Here is a 15,144-nt window from a genome sequence, read left to right as displayed (position 1 = left end):
GACTCTCCTTTCAAATGACGGACCAATCGGGGCTCAGGTCATCGGTCGCCGAAGGACCACCATGAAAGTAAATCAAAGTCTCAGGTTCATTTCCGAAACCTACTTTACCTTCTACATTCGTTTTGATTGGCGGGAACCAAAAGCCGTGACTTTGAACCTCATTATCTTTTGTTGTGACTGGAATGCCTCGATAGGTGGGGCCAGGTTCGCAAGTAAGCAGTTGCCGCATGGAACTTTGTCTGCTCACCAACACGATTTGGTCTTGGTGCCCGGGAGCTCTAGAACGCTTCAGATATCCCAAATCGCCGAAATCCGAAACGAAACTACTCTGGCGGTCTGGCTCGTCGGACAGAGGTAAAACTTGAAGAATTTTCGAACCATCAGCACTCATCGATAGCAAACGGCTTTGCCCAAAGAAATCAGTCAATGCCAATCGATCCGGACCAAAAAACTGACCGCTCACAAAATCAAAATTTAAATTTGGCGTTAAGTTCGTCAACTCTCGATTTGGAGAAGTTACCCATAAACTCCGGTATCCTTGTCCTCTCGCAACAAAGTGGACCACATCTCCGGATATTGAAACTATTGTTGGATTCTCGCTGCCTAGCCCAATAACTCGTTCAGCCCCTGCATGAGCTGAATAGACTAATTTGAAATTCAATTTCGAAAAATCACGGGTCAGTTCAGACACTGTCACTGCGAAGAGAACGCATCTATCTGACTGAAAATTTTTACATTTTACACCAAAGCTTGCTACCTTGTCATCCACACTAACGGTCAATAGCTCTTTATCGGACAGATTAAGGGCTGAAATGGTGCCATTAGAATTATCTGCAAAAATTGCGAAACCATTTGAACTTTGAAGTGGGGTTTTTTGCTTTGAAAGGCTTTTATACAACCCGTCCACTTCAGCCCTTGAAGACAGAATTGTTTTTCCGCTTTTGGAGCCTTGCTTGATCGGGGAGAGCGACCTTAGCTCGCCGCTTTGGTCAGCATAGTAAAACTTGCCAGCGTTCCTCGCCCAACCAAAAGCACGTCCTTCAATCCGCACGGCCCCAATATTTTGAGGATCCGCAACTGAGAATATTGTAAAGCTGGGATTGGACTCACCTTCTGTTAACGCTGGATCCCAATTCGCGATCAGCTGATCCGGTGCCCAAGCGTCGAACCCTGTAAAATCAAAAACCTGTTCAGTAGCGTAGCTTAGCGCGCACGACGGTCTTGGCAAGCTGGGTGTGTCATATGTGAGTTCAATTGGCACCGTTCGGTTTTCAGATGTTTCGCCGTAACTGCCGGTAAGATGGAAGCCAAGAAGGATCGAGGTCGCTAGAAGCGCAAAAAGCGCAAAAGACCTTTTCCTAATCAACATCTTCAACAGCTTCCGCTCCATCCCTCAGCAGCAATGCGCTCCGCGCGGTAGACCAAGGTGCATTCCATCAATGGAATGCACCATGGTCAAGCAATCCCTGAGATCGCCAATGATGCACCTTAGCCAAATCACTTGGAACGGTTCAAGGCGTCGCTTCGCTTGCCTTGAAACCGCCCGACAATGCTCACTGCCCAAACTCGAACGAAGCCATTGCGTAGGCACAACCTGTGGCAAAGGCATTCCTAGTTGAAGCAATCAAAACGAAGGCCATCGTCGTTGAGGTGGTGCAGTCCTATCGGACTGCACCCTACCTGACTGCAAATGTCCGCTTTCGAGCAACGGACTTCACCGCCCTATTGACCTAGTTTGGCGCAAAGCCGACAGCCAATTCTCACGGTTTGCAAACCACCGCCCCATCTGCATGGCGGGGGTGCCCATGTGGGCGCTGTTTTGCTATGGGCCTGCCATGACTGCCAAGATTTGCGCCCTGTATAAGTTTGCCGATTGCCCGGACTTTGAGGTCCTGCGGGTGGATTTGTTGGCGACAACCAAACAATTGGGGATAATGGGCACGTTATTGATTGCGCCTGAAGGCATCAATGGCACGATTGCAGGCCCGCCTGAGGGGATCGACCAATTCGTCACCTATCTGGAAAATGATCCCATCTTTTCGGGTCGTTTCAAGGACGCTGAGATCAAATATGCGCAGGAAGACAAAAATCCCTTTGTGCGCATGAAAGTGCGGCTGAAGCGTGAGATCGTGACCTTGCGCGCGCCCAAGGCAGACCCGCGCCAAGTCGTGGGCACCTATATTGCGCCATCGGATTGGAACGCACTGATCGCCGATCCAGACATTGTGCTGGTTGATACGCGCAATGCCTATGAGACCGAAGAAGGCATTTTTAAAGGCGCGATTGACCCGAAAATCCGCACTTTCACCGCCTTTAAGAAATGGGCCGAAGACAATCTCGATCCCGCCCGCGACAAAAAGGTCGCCATGTATTGCACGGGCGGCATCCGCTGCGAAAAGGCATCTGCCTATCTGCTGGCAGAAGGGTTTGAGAACGTCTATCACCTCAAAGGTGGTATCTTGGCCTATATGGAACAAGTTCCCAAAGAAGAAAGCCTGTTTGAAGGCGGCTGCTTTGTGTTTGACTCCCGCGGTGTGGTCGGCGCCGACTAGAAGGCGTTTAGGCGGGATCGGCTCGCTCTAACACGCGATAATGTTCAATCACTTGGCTATCACAGCTCAGCTTTTTGGCGATCTTGCTACCAGGCTCTATGACCCGCCAAAAAGGCACGACTTCGGTCGTAGCCTTCCCCTCGCTCAACTCCGCAAGTGCGACTTCGGCAACCACTTTGAGATAAATGGCGGTGGTAACCGGACAGGTGGCTTGGGCCGCGTTTTTTCGCGCGAGCTCATTGCGCATCCGCTCAATGCTGCGCACCTCGCCTAGGGGAATGGCCGAGATATAATTGGCAATCGTCCCGGGCGAGCCGATATACATGGTTGTACCCATTTTAATGCCGGCAAAGTCGGTATGCAGCACAAGAGTTTTCGGCGGTTTGGCTTTGTCAAAGCGCTTGCGCCAGTCGGTTGGCTTTTTGGGTTTGGCTGTCATGAGGCATCTCGTGTGCTACGACGTGCGGTTTCCTGTTCTAAGGCATCAAGATAGGCACTGGCAAAGGCCTTGGGGTCAAAAAATAGCCGGCTCATAATACGACCGATTGGCGAGGGCGTCGTGGCTTGTTCAGTCACAAAGATGTGCGTGCCCCCCGATGGCGTTGGCACCAAGCGGCCTTCCCACTGGCCATGATAGCCATAGCTGCTCGTAAAGCGCATTTGCAGCATTTCTTCTGTCTGGGCCATCAATTCAAAGGTGATGACTTCACCCTTTTGGGTGGTTTCCGTCCAATTGGTGGCAGATTGAACCTCGACTTTAGCAAGTTCTGGCCGCCAAGATGGCTGACTGGCCTTATCGAGGATAGCAGCCTTCACTTGGGCAGGCGTGGCCTTGACCACGCGATCAGCTTGGCCCGTGCGGGTAGCTGGCAACAAAAGGCCCACCACAACTACCAAAGCCGCAAGGCCTGCTAAACTGCTAATGATCCAAAATGCTACCTTCATAATATCGCGCTCCTCAGCTTGGGTGCGCTCTTTAGCAAAGTGATTTTGCTTGACAATTATGCCCTGTTTTTAACTTAAATATCATAGAGTTAAGTCAAATCAGCTTCTAAATGCTTAGGCCTGCGGCGGACCGCAGATGGGCGAGACTGCCAGCCAGATCAGACCCAGTGTCAATTTCCAGCAAATAAATGAACCGGTCACTGCCACCAAGCTTGGGTGCCTTTGGCAAGGGCGCTTGTGTCCCATCTTGCGCGACGAGACCAATCCAAAGCTGTGCCGCACCTGCTTTGGGGCGGATCGCCACGGCGAATTGCCGCCCGGTCCCAAGCCCAACATCGGTTTTACGCGGCATTACTTCGAGATTCGGGATCGATGGGCGCAAGGCCCGAACAAGATGGTCGAACACCGCCGCTCCATCGGGACCCAAGATCATCTCGATAGACCGGTCATCGCCTGTCGTTCTGTTACGATTTTTCCATTTGCGTACAAGGATTTGCGCGGTGACATGGCCAAGCCCATGTTGGGTTTTAAGCCAGGCAACGGCTTCAGCGGGCTTGGCAAATGGGCCAGAGGCCTCGAGCCGGGTGATCCAGTCTGTCAAAGTCAAGCCGCTGCGCTCGGCCAAATTGCGCAACACGGCGGCATCCATTTCATCCGGACTTAGGGCCATAATATGCAATCCTCATTTAGGCGAGTGTGCGCTGAGAAAAGCTGGTAGTTTTTTGGATAGCAAATCCTTCCAGCCAAAGCCCAAGGCCACCCGAGGGATAAGGTTCGACAGGCCTGCGAAGCCTGTTTGGCTGAAGGTCAATTGGGTTTCCCCGCCCGTCTCCCTCAGCTCAAAGGTCACAACCGTATCTATCCCTCCGCCCCGCCAACTAAACTTCAAACGCTCAGGCTCACTGATTTCCAGCACGATGCAGTGCACGGTCCCGTCAAAGCCCGGCGCTGGATCGGTCTTGAATGTAAAAGCGTGGTTTGCGATCGGTCTGAAATCATTGGGCATCAACCAAGCAGCTAAATGGTCGCTTGATGTCAAAGCCTCCCACACCATCGTGCGGGGAAAGGCTAAAGTCCGGCTAATGACAATGTCCTGCATCTGTTGGAAGACTCCCGATTTTTCTAAAGTGTCAGTTCTTCATGCGGGCCAAATGCGTTTCGAGCGCGTCGAGTTTCTCGGTCCAGAAAGCTTCGTACTTAGCAATCCAATCGGCGACGGTTCGAAGCTGTGCAGCCCGCACCGAATAAAAGGTGCGCCGCCCCTCCACCCGCTCATCCACCAAGCCAGCCAGTCTCAAGACTTGCATATGCTGGGACGCAGCAGGCTGGGAAATCGCCAAAGCCTCTGCCAATGCCCCCACGGTGCAGGCATCCTGCAGCATCATGTCCAACATCTTCCGCCGATTGGGATCGGCAATGGCTTTGAATGCATCCTGATGGGGAGCGACATAGGTCATGGGCACCTCTCTCAAAGGTTATTTATAGGCAATTACCTATGATGTCAAGTAAGGCCGATGCAGACTCTGGCCACGCGTTATCCCAGCTCAAACAATGGCGCATTTTCGGCCTGATGCGCCATATCTACCACGGTACCAGCGCGTGGCTGGAGTGGCTACCGACAGGGCAACCGGCCCAAACTTTATGCTTTCCTTATGCCAAGGCCTAGCTTTCATATGGAAGCTTTACGCCGATCTGTGGTCTGCCCTGCGACGGACAGTGGAGACCTTTCATGCTAACCAGTCGCGCCCCAGGCCAAGACACACCCAACGCTTCCCGTCGCAATCAGACCGCCATTCTCACCCTTGGTGCCATCGGGGTGGTCTATGGCGATATCGGGACAAGCCCGCTTTATGCCTATCGCGAAGCCCTCACCCAAGCAGCCGGAGGAGGAATTTCCCAAGCCGAGATTTTTGGCGTCCTAAGCCTTGCCTTGTGGACGCTCATTTTGGTTGTAACGGTGAAATACATCAGCTTTCTGATGCGGGCCGACAATCATGGCGAGGGTGGGGTCCTTTCATTAATGGCGCTGGCACAGCGCGCCACACAGGGCAAATGGGCCATCGTCACGCTACTAGGCGCGATTGGGGCGGCACTGTTTTACGGCGACGCAATCCTCACCCCGGCCCTGTCGGTTTTGTCTGCCGTAGAGGGCTTGAAATCGGTTCCCGCCGTTGCCCCGTATTTGAGCCACGAGTTGATCCTAACGCTCGCCATCGGTTTACTCGTCGGGCTTTTTGCCATCCAATCTTCGGGTACCGCAGCTGTGGCGGTTTGGTTTGGCCCAATTTGTGCCATTTGGTTTGTGGCGATAGGCACAGTCGGCCTGATTAACACCTTGAGCACCCCTGAAATTTTCTCCGCAATCAACCCCGCCTACGGGATCGAATTCCTGCTGACGCATGGCAAAGTAGGTTTGTTGGTGATGGGGGCCGTATTTCTGACCGTAACGGGGGCTGAAGCCCTCACGGCGGATATGGGCCATTTTGGCCGTTTCCCGATCCAGCTTGGCTGGTATCTACTTGTCTTTCCAGCGCTCACGTTGAATTACTTTGGCCAAGGGGCATTTGCACTGAACCAGTTTGAAGTCGCCGCCTCGCAAGGCCAAAGCTTACAAGCCTCTGACTGGTTCTTCCTAATGACACCAGAGTGGTTTCGCTTGGCTATGGTGGGCTTAGCAACCCTGGCCACCATCATTGCAAGCCAAGCGGTCATTACGGGCGCATTTTCCTTGACCCAGCAGGCAATTTCACTGGGCCTCTTGCCGCGCCTGACCATCCGGCAGACAAGCGCCAGCCAATCGGGCCAAATCTACTTACCGGCGATAAATTGGCTTTTGGCCTTGGGCGTCCTCATCCTCATTCTAAGCTTCCAGACGTCTTCCAAAATGGCAGCTGCTTACGGGATTGCGGTAACCGGAACCATGGTTGTTACCACGCTTTTAGCCTTTGTCGTGGTATGGAAATTGTGGAGGTGGTCGGTTTTCACAAGCATTATTGTCGTCGGTCCACTTCTGGCGCTCGACCTATTTTTCTTCGGTGCCAACATTTTGCGGGTTATAGAAGGGGGATGGGTTCCGCTGGCGGTTGGCCTTCTAATTGCCGGACTGATCGGCATTTGGGTTCGCGGGAGAGCTTTCCTTGCTGTTCAAGCGACGCGCGAGACAGTCAAGATTGTCGACTTGGTGCCAAATCTCGCGAAAAGCGCCACCCCGATTGCCCAAGGAACCGCGGTTTTTCTTACCGCCGACCCCGAAAATGCACCGCCCGCGCTGCTGCATAATCTCAAACACAACCAAGTCCTGCATAACGAGAATATTCTTCTTACCGTGCGCACGTCTACCCAGCCCCATGTACCGCCAGCCGAGCGGCTTTCGATGGAGCGTCTGAATGATCGCTTTTTGCGCGCAACCTTGTGCTACGGCTATATGGAGAGCCCCGATGTGCCAACGGACTTGCACCGAGATGGGCGGATTCCCATCCATCCTAAGGGCATCTCTTTCTTCGTGAGCCGCAACTCCTTAGCCCCAAGCGCGGAAGTCGGCCTCCCCTTGTGGCAAGCGATCATCTATAGTTTCCTGCATCGCAATGCCGCTGACCCAACTGCCTTCTTCCAGATTCCACCAGACCGCGTTGTTGAGCTGGGTTCGCGCGTGCGGGTGTGATCATGCCTGACGCCAGAACCAAGGCCACAGAACGAACGATTTCACTAGGCTTAGCTTTGGTCGTGACCCTGGTGCTGGGCTGGGCTGGCATAAACTGGCCAAACTTTGGGACCGCCAATTTCGCCCTGCTTCTTTTGGTACCGGTTGTTATTGCAGCATCGGGCGGGGGGCGTATGGCGGGTCTTGGGCTAGCCGTTTTGGCGGGGGCGGTCTTCAACTTTGTGGCGCTAGAACCGCGGCTAACCTTTGCTATTGCCAAATCTGGAGACCTTTTGACCTTAGGCGTCTATGCGTTGGTGGCTTTTGTAACCGCTTCGGTTGCGGCACGGCTTGCCGAAGCCGGCGAGCGGGCTCGCCAAGATGCCGCCGATAGTGCGATTTTTTCGGCAATGACACAGCAGCTTTTGGCGGCAGGTACACGCGAACAAGTACTGCAGGTGGCCGCAAAGGCTTTGGAAGCGAGCACACAGCGTGGCGTTAGCCTTGTTGAATCAATTGGAGATCTTAGCCGTTCTTCAAGCCAAGATGAAGCCGCTGCGCGCTGGGCTCTCGCCCATAGCGAGATGGCAGGTCGTGGCCTACCTCTGTTTTCAGATGCCTCTTCAGTCTATGTTGCAGCGCATGCTGGCCGTCGCCCCCTTTTAGCAAGGTTGGAAGGGTCAGCCCCCCAGCTTTCTAGACTGGCTCACGCGAGAGACATGATCGACGAGGCAGCAGATGCCCTCGACCGACTTGAATTGGCGGCGCGGATAGAAGCAGAGACGCGCCGGGCCGAATCCGAGGCGATGCGCCGGGCGATCTTTGCCTCCATCGGCCATGATCTTCGCACCCCCATGACCACCTTGCGAGCCGGTCTTGAAAGCATCAGCTATCACGATCCTAAGGTAATCAATCCAATAAGGGCAGATGCCCTACGGCTGGAACGGACCCTCGACAATCTGCTTGAACTCGCCCGGCTTCAGGCCAACGACGCCTTGCCGGACGTCTCTTCCATGGATTTGACTGACACGATTGATGCAGCGATCGGTGCTTTGCCGCAGGCAATCCGTGATCGTATTGAAGTGACGATCGCCGAAGACACACCCTTGATTCAAAGCGATCCCATCATGCTGCACCATATTGTGTTAAACCTGTTGGAGAACGCGGGAAAATATAGCCCTGAAACAACCTCGATTCAGGTGCTGGCTCATCGGTTGGACGGGGGAGCGCGGCTCTCGGTTATGGACGAAGGACCGGGCATTGGCGAGGATGTGGCAGACCTGTTTGGCTTGTTTAAACGCGGTCATCATAGCGATTGTGCGCCTGGGTCGGGTGTAGGGCTATCGGTTGTAGATTCCTTTGCCCGCGCGCTCGGCCATCGGGTAAGTATCGCTAACCGAACCGACAAACCGGGCACAATATTTGCCATCGACTTTTCCGATAGGACCAAATTGGGATGACCCCACGCATCTTGATTGTTGAAGATGAAGCCCAGATTTTGCGTCTCCTCTGCGCAGCGGTGGAGAGGGGTGGCTATCGGGTGGCAACAGCCACAACAGGCCGGGAGGCAATCCATCTGGCACGAGTTTCCACCCCGGAAGCGGCGCTGATTGATTTAGGTCTGCCTGACCGCGACGGGATCGAACTTGTCAAACAATTTGCCGATCTGGGCATTGCGGTGATCGTGGTCTCGGCCCGTGATACTGTGACCGAGAAGATTGCTGCTCTGGATCTGGGTGCCGCCGACTATGTGGTCAAACCTTTTGACACCGATGAATTGCTGGCGCGGTTGCGGGCAGCCTTTCGCGCCCGCATGCCACAAACCGGCAAAGGAGGCATCGTCCAGTTAGGCAGCACCACCCTCGATCTTGATGCACGAAGGGTGCTGCGTGGTTCAGAAGACTTGCATTTTGCGCCCAAGGAATATGGCGTTCTTGAACTCTTGGCCCGTCACGCAGGTCGGGTAATCACCCATGCCCAAGTGCTGCGCGAGGTTTGGGGCCCAGCCCACGAGACCGATGTGGAGTATCTGCGCGTGGCCGTGCGCGCCATCCGCAAAAAGCTTGAGCCTAATCCATCCAGACCCACACTAATCCGCAATGAACCCGGCATCGGCTATCGCTTGGTAGTGCCAGAGACATCGTCTGGATCGGATACGACTAGTTGATTTGGATTGTGGAAAAACTGGCGGAGGAGGAGGGATTCGAACCCTCGATAGGCTTGCACCTATAACGGTTTTCGAGACCGCCGCATTCGACCACTCTGCCACCCCTCCGGTGCGCCTTGCAGAACTTGCTGCAAGTTGGTCAAGGGCGCGGTGTTTAAGCGCCAAAGGCAGCTCTGGCAAGACATGGTTTGCAGGCAGACCTGCAGCAACTGTGTGCTTTGGCCTAAAGATGTGACTGTTGACTGGCAGGAAGGGTAGAAATCTGTCTAAAGGATGGTCCATGATCGAGCCGAAGCCCGCCGCCAGTCCCCAGAAAGAGGAGCGTCCTGTCGCGGCCTTTGACGTTGATGGCACGCTGACTTGGGCCGATTCCTATCTGTTGTTCTTGCGCTTTATCGCTGGCCGCTTTGGCTTTGCGGTGAAGATGATCCGGCTTGTCCCCACATTTTTGGCCTATCGCTTTGGCGTCCTGCCCCGCAGCGCAGTGAAGGAAAAAACCCTCGGCCTGTTTCTGGCCGGCATGACGGCAGAGGATTATTTGGCACGGTGCCAAACCTTTGCCCAGACGATTTATCCCCTTATTGCCAGACCAGACGGCCTCGCGCGCTTGCGTTCCCATCAAGGTGTCCGCGATCAAGTGGCGTTGGTTTCAGCCTCGTTGCGCGATTATTTGCTGGTTTGGGCTCAAGAGCTGGGGGTTGAACATGTCTTGGCTACTGAAGTGGAAATCCGAGATGGGCGGCTGACTGGCAGATTGAGGGGTGAGAATTGTTGGGGACCCGGCAAGCTTGCCGCCATTCGTATGGCCTTCACCAAGGCCCCATTAGTGGCCGCTTATGGCGATACGCGGGGAGATCAGGAAATGCTGGCCGCTGCCCAAAACCCCGGCTTTCGAAGCTTTGAAGAAGCCCCGCGTGACCGGCTGATCCAGTTGTTATCGCTTTATGCTGGCAATCTTATGGAACGAAGCCACGCGAATCGGCTTTAGTACGCTTGGGTAGCGGCCTGTTAGCATCCCTATACGGCAAAGCTGCCCGTGAGAGCGATAGGTCAGTCCAGCGCATAGGGCGTAAATTCGGAGAGCAGACGCATGGAAGGTCATGAAGTCTCAGTCTGGTGCGTATCCGATGGGCGGGCCGGTATCGAGCGCCAGACCTTAGCCATAGCCCATGCGCTGAGCGAACGGGTGCCAACCCGGATCAAAATCTGTCGCCTGCAACCCAGAGGGTTCCAAGTTAACCTGCCCCCCAGTCTTTGGCTGATGCCAAAAGCAGCCCTTCCCCCAGAGCAGGCCGCCCGCCTACAGCCACCTTGGCCCGATGTGTGGATCGCCAATGGCCGCCGCTCAATCCCCTATTCTTTGCGGATGAAAAAGTGGAGCCGCGGACAAAGCCTTGTGGTGCAAGTGCAAGATCCACGCGTGAATCCCAAACGCTTTGATCTGGTTGCCCCGCCCCAGCATGACGGGCTAGTCGGCGATAATGTTATCACCACTTTGGGCGCACCGGTCTGGTATACTCAAAGGCAAATTGAAACCGCACTTGGACAAATTCCAGAAATTCGTCATCCAAGCAAAAAGCGCGTCATGGTGATCCTTGGCGGCACATCCAAACGCCACCAGCTTAGCCTCGCCCGCGCCCATGCGATTGTTGCAGAGTTGCAAAGGCTGGCCCATCAAGACGTGCATCTGATGATCACCACCTCGCGGCGTACCCCCAAACATGCTGAAGATTTGTTCCGCGCCTTTGCCTTTACATCGGGCGCGGACTTCTTTGCCAATGAAGCGCGAGATGGGCCTAATCCCTATTTGGCTTGGTTGGCCCAAGCCCAGGTTGCCCTCGTCACCGAGGATTCAACCAATATGATGACCGATGTCGCCTTCTTTGGCATTCCGATGCATTTGATTAAGCTGGAAGGTGGCGATCCAAAGTTCGACCGCTTACACGCCGCCTTCCTTGAACGCGGCGCGGCACGCTGGTTCAATGGCAATCTGACGCACTGGTCTTATGAGCCCATCCGCGATGCCATGACGATTGCAGAGGCCATTCAAGCCCGATTAATCACGCCTTAATTCAGGGTCGACGGGCCTTCACCAGCGCAAAAGCCGAACGCCTAGCAAAGCCCCTAAAGCTGAGGCAAGACCGATCCCAACCACGTACCAAATGGTGACAAAGGAAACCGAGTCGACTGAGCAGAACATGGCATAAACCATCGCCCCAACCCCGCCGGATAGGGCCCCAATCGCGGCTCCGGCCAAGGCCAAGCGGGTTGGGGCTGCCTCACGCATGGCCCACACCAAAAGCAAAGCCGCAGGCAAACCGCAGATGGGGATCAGGATGATGCACCATGGAAACCCGCCGCCGGTAAATGCGGCAAATCGGTGCCCAGGCTCTGTTGCCATCAAGGTGATCACACCTATGGCGATGGCGGCCGCAATAACCAAGACAAAGGGGCTAACCAGACGGGCCATCGTGCCCTTGTCTTGCCCAATTGGCTTCGCCAGACGCAAGGCTACGCCGCCGGCGAAGGTGGCGATCAAGGCTGAAAAACCAGCTTTCATGGCCACCATGGGGGCTGCAACGCCAATATCGGGGCGAAAGCCCATAAACAGCCGGACCAACACCAAACCCAGCACCAGGCCAAGCACCAGCGCCAAAGCGATGCGGCGATAGAGGCGATTGGGGGTCGCTGTTTCGGGTGTGCGTGCCAAGGCGGCAATCAATTCATCGGTCGTCATGATATGTCTCCTGTCGCTGAAGTCCCAACCAGACGCATCAGCGTCTTCAGACCGCGATGGATGGATATTTTAATGTCCGATGCGCTCCACCCCGTTTGAGCGGATGCTTCGGCAATGCTTAATTCTTTCAGTTTGACCAGCTCAATAGAGGTCCTTTGTTTCTCCGGCAGATCGCCCAACAAGCGGGCAATATCGCGACTGGGATCGCCTGCTTCGGTTTCTTCAGCGGCCAAGGCATGCTCATAATCCTCAATCGGCAAATCAAGCCCGCGCTTGCCAGTACGCCGCCAACGGTCGATCATGCGGTAGCGGGCAATCGCATAGGTCCAGGCCAGAAGCTTTTGCTCGGGATCGAACATGGCCCGCTTGGTATAAATGGCGATCAAGGTCTCTTGTACCAAGTCTTCGGCATCCTCAGGCCTTGCCCCTTTATTGCGAAAAAAGGCCCGAAGCCGGGGGGCTAGTCCATCTAAAAGGCGGCGCGTTGCGACTGGATCGCCTGCTTGGGCGCCCAGCATCCATGCGTGCAAGTGGGTTTCGTCTGGTGTCAAAATCGCCCCTCCAGCAAGCAGTACGCGACCGCCTATAGGATGGTTACACCCTAGTGGGCGGTAAGCATGGCATGATTGCAGAAGCGAGGCTTGCGCTTTTTCAGATTTCCGCCACCTTGTTTCTATGAGCTTGATGATCCGCCGTGCCGAACAAAGTGATGCCCCAGCGATTGCTGAATTGCAGCAGATCACGTGGCGTGAAACCTATTCTGGTCTGTTGCCAACACCTGTCTTAGATGGCTTGGCTTTACCGCGGCTTTATCGGACCTGGCGGGCTGAACTCATTCGCCAAGATGGCGACTTGGACCACGGCATCTTCGTTGCTGAAACCGAGGACGGTAAGGCGTTGGGCTATGCAACCTGTGGCGCGGCTTCAGGTCAAGCTGCCGAAATCTTGGGCGACGGGGAAATCCACCAGATTTATGTGAAGGCGTCACATCAAGGGCGCGGCCTCGGCCGGGCTTTGATGTTAGCCTGTTCACGTTGGCTTTTGATGCGCGGTCTTTTCAGCGGCGGTCTTTGGGTGGTCAAAGGCAATGAAAAGGCGCGCACTTTTTATGAGTCCATTGGGGGCAAGATCGCAGGCGACAAACGCGACTCGATGCAGGGCTGGCAAATCCCGGTCGTCGGCTACACTTGGACCGATCTTGATGAGCTGGCAGGCCTTGAGTCTGAAGTCCCCAGCTGGCTTTGAGCGCGGGGCGCGCGGCTGCCTATAGCCATTTACCCAAGCGCGCGATTGAGAAAATCACCACCGACGAGGCCACCATCAAACCCGCCGCCCAGAAAGGCCCATAGGGGTCGGCAAAAACCGTCATATGCTCGAAATTCATGCCGAAGGCCGAAGCCAACAGGGTGGGTGGCGCAAACAGCAGGGTCACAACCGCCATTGCCTTGAGGGTCTCATTTTGCCGCGCGCTGACAAGGCCCAAAGTCGCGTCGAGGAAGAAGGTTAGGTCATTGGTCAAGGCCTCGGCCTGACGCTGCAGCGTCTCCACATCTGTCGCCAAAAGGCTCAAACGCTCTTTGGGCACCTTCCAAGCCGCCCCATGTGCGAGAACAAAGCGGGCTAAACGCGACAAGCTTGAAAGGGAATCGCGCGATTGGCTGACCCCTGCCCCCAATTGGCCAAGGCGCTTTAAAATCGTTTCGAGGCGGATCGTGCGCCGACTGACCAAGACCCGAAGATTGAGGTCTTCTAATTCCTGCGCACTGGCACTCAAGAAGTCTGCGACCCGCTCGACCAAGCTTTCAATTAAGGCGAGTAAGACTTCAGGCCCCGTCTCGACATCAGCCAAATCGGCAGACGCGCGCCCCTCATTGGCTTCAAAGGCGCGCAAAGGGCAGGTGCGCACCGTGATCAGCGCGGTCTTGGTCAGGAAGAAACTGACAATTTCACGTTTATGGGCGATGGGCGGGAGCTTTGAGGGCAGTTCGGCTTCGGCTTCTGGTCTGGCGCGCGCGACCACCGTGCCGTGCAAAACCAGCACGTCATTTTCAAGATAAAAGCGCGCTGATTCTTCTAAGGCCGCGCGTTCGGTTTCTGACGGCGCATCTATGCCAAAGGCTTGCTCAACCAAGCGTTCCTCTTCGCGCGTAGGCGCTAAAAGATCGATCCAAATAACATCGGGGATAGCGATGGCTTCGGCTGTGGGCTGTGCCAGTATTTGCGGCCCTTTAGCCTGCCGGGTCAAAATGCTGAGTGTCATGACAACACGCTCTAACCCATTTTTGGGCAATGCCAAATTCAAATGCGGATTTGGCCTGTTGGGTAAAGCTTTGGCGTGTGCCCGCCTCTAGGCGACGTCGCGCAAGCGCGTACGCTTGGCCACCGCGCGCTCAAGGGAATCCACCACTTGATTGGAGAGATTGAGGTCTTTGCCAGCCAGATCAAGCAATTGTTTCACGGCATAGCCATGCATCTCGACCATATCGGCTTCAAGCTTGCCTAGGGCGGTCGCCAATGAGACATATTTCAGAAGCGACATAGCGGCGCGCTCCAGCAAGCCGTCGCGAATTTTGTGTGCCCGGACGGCAGTAATCTCCCCGATCCGGGTAATGGCCTCGGTCGAGGTCTCCTCTATGGCGTCATAGCCTGCGATGTCGATGAGAATTTGCGCGTCGCCCTGCATCAAATTGCGCTCAAAATCGAACTCATGAACGACAGCGATGCGGTCTGCCTCTCGCCGTTTCAGGCCCGACAGAATGGGATCAATTTTGCGGCGGCGACAGGGTCCAATATAAGTGTCTGAAACGATGAAGGGGCGCTGCATATTCACCGCAGAATCAATACGTTCAGCAACACCCAATGTCGTAAACGGTCTCGCCAAAAACTCATCCACCCCAGCGTCGCGCGCAGCAATCAAACACTTCTTCGTGCCGAAGCTGGTAATCATGATGATGGGGATGGACGGATTGAAGCGCGGATTTTTTGACCGGACTTCTTGGCGGATGCGCTGGGCCAGCCCAATCCCAGACAGCCCCGGCATGTTGAAGTCGGTAATGACCAAGTGGACACCCGCAAAAACTGCTCGCTTTGAGGCTGTTGATGT

General features: G+C 55.0%; 17 protein-coding genes and 1 tRNA gene. 7 read left to right on the top strand and 11 right to left on the bottom strand.

Annotation, left to right across the window (positions count from 1 at the left end; all coding sequences use genetic code 11):
- Positions 1–10: 10 nt before the first annotated feature.
- The gene (locus B7364_RS09670; RefSeq protein ID WP_157893628.1) at positions 11–1,375 is read right to left on the bottom strand and encodes a hypothetical protein; all 1,365 of its coding nucleotides are present in this window, start codon (positions 1,373–1,375) and stop codon (positions 11–13) included.
- A 460-nt stretch (positions 1,376–1,835) separates the two neighbouring features.
- On the opposite strand from B7364_RS09670, the gene trhO reads away from it, so the two are divergent.
- Positions 1,836–2,552, top strand: a complete 717-nt coding sequence (trhO, locus tag B7364_RS09665; RefSeq protein WP_085339797.1) for an oxygen-dependent tRNA uridine(34) hydroxylase TrhO — start codon at positions 1,836–1,838, stop codon at positions 2,550–2,552.
- Positions 2,553–2,559: 7 nt separating this feature from the next.
- Here the strand turns inward: trhO and B7364_RS09660 are convergent, their stop codons facing one another.
- The 5 genes from B7364_RS09660 to B7364_RS09640 form a co-directional block, all read right to left on the bottom strand.
- Positions 2,560–2,991 (bottom strand): hypothetical protein, encoded by a 432-nt coding sequence (locus tag B7364_RS09660; RefSeq protein WP_085339795.1) that lies wholly within the window; start codon positions 2,989–2,991, stop codon positions 2,560–2,562.
- The gene (locus B7364_RS09655) at positions 2,988–3,497 is read right to left on the bottom strand and encodes an SRPBCC family protein (protein WP_085339794.1); all 510 of its coding nucleotides are present in this window, start codon (positions 3,495–3,497) and stop codon (positions 2,988–2,990) included. Before B7364_RS09655 ends, B7364_RS09660 begins: the two co-directional genes overlap by 4 nt.
- Positions 3,498–3,603: 106 nt before the next feature.
- Positions 3,604–4,167 (bottom strand): DUF4287 domain-containing protein, encoded by a 564-nt coding sequence (locus B7364_RS09650; RefSeq protein WP_085339793.1) that lies wholly within the window; start codon positions 4,165–4,167, stop codon positions 3,604–3,606.
- Between the two features lie 12 nt (positions 4,168–4,179).
- Positions 4,180–4,596 (bottom strand): SRPBCC family protein, encoded by a 417-nt coding sequence (locus B7364_RS09645; protein ID WP_085339792.1) that lies wholly within the window; start codon positions 4,594–4,596, stop codon positions 4,180–4,182.
- A 31-nt stretch (positions 4,597–4,627) separates the two neighbouring features.
- Positions 4,628–4,954 carry an ArsR/SmtB family transcription factor gene (locus B7364_RS09640; RefSeq protein ID WP_085339791.1) on the bottom strand — a complete coding sequence of 109 codons (327 nt, stop codon included), beginning with the start codon at positions 4,952–4,954 and terminating at the stop codon, positions 4,628–4,630.
- 272 nt (positions 4,955–5,226) lie between these two features.
- Here B7364_RS09640 and B7364_RS09635 point away from each other — a divergent pair, with 272 nt between their 5' ends.
- The 3 genes from B7364_RS09635 to B7364_RS09625 are packed head-to-tail and all read left to right on the top strand — an operon-like array spanning position 5,227 to position 9,304.
- Positions 5,227–7,158, top strand: coding sequence for a potassium transporter Kup (locus B7364_RS09635; RefSeq protein ID WP_085339790.1), 1,932 nt, complete (start codon positions 5,227–5,229; stop codon positions 7,156–7,158).
- Between the two features lie 2 nt (positions 7,159–7,160).
- Positions 7,161–8,597, top strand: coding sequence for a DUF4118 domain-containing protein (locus tag B7364_RS09630; RefSeq protein ID WP_085339789.1), 1,437 nt, complete (start codon positions 7,161–7,163; stop codon positions 8,595–8,597).
- The gene (locus B7364_RS09625) at positions 8,594–9,304 is read left to right on the top strand and encodes a response regulator transcription factor (RefSeq protein ID WP_085339788.1); all 711 of its coding nucleotides are present in this window, start codon (positions 8,594–8,596) and stop codon (positions 9,302–9,304) included. The genes B7364_RS09630 and B7364_RS09625 overlap by 4 nt, the downstream gene beginning before the upstream one ends.
- Positions 9,305–9,322: 18 nt before the next feature.
- Here B7364_RS09625 and B7364_RS09620 read toward each other — a convergent pair.
- A tRNA-Ser gene (locus tag B7364_RS09620) sits at positions 9,323–9,412 on the bottom strand.
- A gap of 172 nt (positions 9,413–9,584) precedes the next feature.
- Between B7364_RS09620 and B7364_RS09615 the strand changes: the two genes are divergently transcribed.
- A complete protein-coding gene (locus tag B7364_RS09615) occupies positions 9,585–10,292 on the top strand; it encodes an HAD-IB family hydrolase (protein WP_085339787.1) in 708 nt (235 codons plus the stop codon).
- A gap of 102 nt (positions 10,293–10,394) precedes the next feature.
- Entirely contained in the window at positions 10,395–11,375 is a 981-nt protein-coding gene (locus B7364_RS09610; protein WP_085339786.1) for a mitochondrial fission ELM1 family protein, read from the top strand.
- Positions 11,376–11,393: 18 nt separating this feature from the next.
- Here B7364_RS09610 and B7364_RS09605 read toward each other — a convergent pair whose 3' ends face one another.
- Positions 11,394–12,041 (bottom strand): NrsF family protein, encoded by a 648-nt coding sequence (locus tag B7364_RS09605; RefSeq protein WP_085339785.1) that lies wholly within the window; start codon positions 12,039–12,041, stop codon positions 11,394–11,396.
- Entirely contained in the window at positions 12,038–12,592 is a 555-nt protein-coding gene (locus B7364_RS09600) for a sigma-70 family RNA polymerase sigma factor (RefSeq protein WP_198534171.1), read from the bottom strand. Before B7364_RS09600 ends, B7364_RS09605 begins: the two co-directional genes overlap by 4 nt.
- A 124-nt stretch (positions 12,593–12,716) precedes the next feature.
- On the opposite strand from B7364_RS09600, the gene B7364_RS09595 reads away from it, so the two are divergent.
- On the top strand, positions 12,717–13,286 hold the full coding sequence (locus B7364_RS09595) for a GNAT family N-acetyltransferase (protein ID WP_085339783.1): 570 nt from the start codon (positions 12,717–12,719) through the stop codon (positions 13,284–13,286).
- A 19-nt stretch (positions 13,287–13,305) separates the two neighbouring features.
- Here the strand turns inward: B7364_RS09595 and B7364_RS09590 are convergent, their stop codons facing one another.
- Positions 13,306–14,301, bottom strand: a complete 996-nt coding sequence (locus B7364_RS09590) for a CorA family divalent cation transporter (RefSeq protein WP_085339782.1) — start codon at positions 14,299–14,301, stop codon at positions 13,306–13,308.
- Positions 14,302–14,388: 87 nt separating this feature from the next.
- Positions 14,389–15,144, bottom strand: a 756-nt coding sequence (locus tag B7364_RS09585) for a response regulator (protein WP_085339781.1), incomplete at its 5' end; no start/stop codon positions are given.

The sequence above is a fragment of the Aquidulcibacter paucihalophilus genome (assembly GCF_002105465.1).
Classification (GTDB): Bacteria; Pseudomonadota; Alphaproteobacteria; order Caulobacterales; family Aquidulcibacteraceae; genus Aquidulcibacter; species Aquidulcibacter paucihalophilus.
This window is presented reverse-complemented; position numbering and strand designations above follow the sequence as displayed.

Bases quoted from the DNA above. Each gene is read 5' to 3' on its own strand.
- B7364_RS09655 (WP_085339794.1), bottom strand. From the start codon at position 3,497: ATGAAGGTAGCATTTTGGATCATTAGCAGTTTAGCAGGCCTTGCGGCT.
- B7364_RS09640 (WP_085339791.1), bottom strand. From the start codon at position 4,954: ATGACCTATGTCGCTCCCCATCAGGATGCATTCAAAGCCATTGCCGAT.
- B7364_RS09645 (WP_085339792.1), bottom strand. From the start codon at position 4,596: ATGCAGGACATTGTCATTAGCCGGACTTTAGCCTTTCCCCGCACGATG.
- B7364_RS09630 (WP_085339789.1), top strand. From the start codon at position 7,161: ATGCCTGACGCCAGAACCAAGGCCACAGAACGAACGATTTCACTAGGC.
- B7364_RS09650 (WP_085339793.1), bottom strand. From the start codon at position 4,167: ATGGCCCTAAGTCCGGATGAAATGGATGCCGCCGTGTTGCGCAATTTG.
- B7364_RS09595 (WP_085339783.1), top strand. From the start codon at position 12,717: ATGAGCTTGATGATCCGCCGTGCCGAACAAAGTGATGCCCCAGCGATT.
- B7364_RS09610 (WP_085339786.1), top strand. From the start codon at position 10,395: ATGGAAGGTCATGAAGTCTCAGTCTGGTGCGTATCCGATGGGCGGGCC.
- B7364_RS09605 (WP_085339785.1), bottom strand. From the start codon at position 12,041: ATGACGACCGATGAATTGATTGCCGCCTTGGCACGCACACCCGAAACA.
- B7364_RS09660 (WP_085339795.1), bottom strand. From the start codon at position 2,991: ATGACAGCCAAACCCAAAAAGCCAACCGACTGGCGCAAGCGCTTTGAC.
- B7364_RS09625 (WP_085339788.1), top strand. From the start codon at position 8,594: ATGACCCCACGCATCTTGATTGTTGAAGATGAAGCCCAGATTTTGCGT.
- B7364_RS09635 (WP_085339790.1), top strand. From the start codon at position 5,227: ATGCTAACCAGTCGCGCCCCAGGCCAAGACACACCCAACGCTTCCCGT.
- B7364_RS09590 (WP_085339782.1), bottom strand. From the start codon at position 14,301: ATGACACTCAGCATTTTGACCCGGCAGGCTAAAGGGCCGCAAATACTG.
- B7364_RS09615 (WP_085339787.1), top strand. From the start codon at position 9,585: ATGATCGAGCCGAAGCCCGCCGCCAGTCCCCAGAAAGAGGAGCGTCCT.
- trhO (WP_085339797.1), top strand. From the start codon at position 1,836: ATGACTGCCAAGATTTGCGCCCTGTATAAGTTTGCCGATTGCCCGGAC.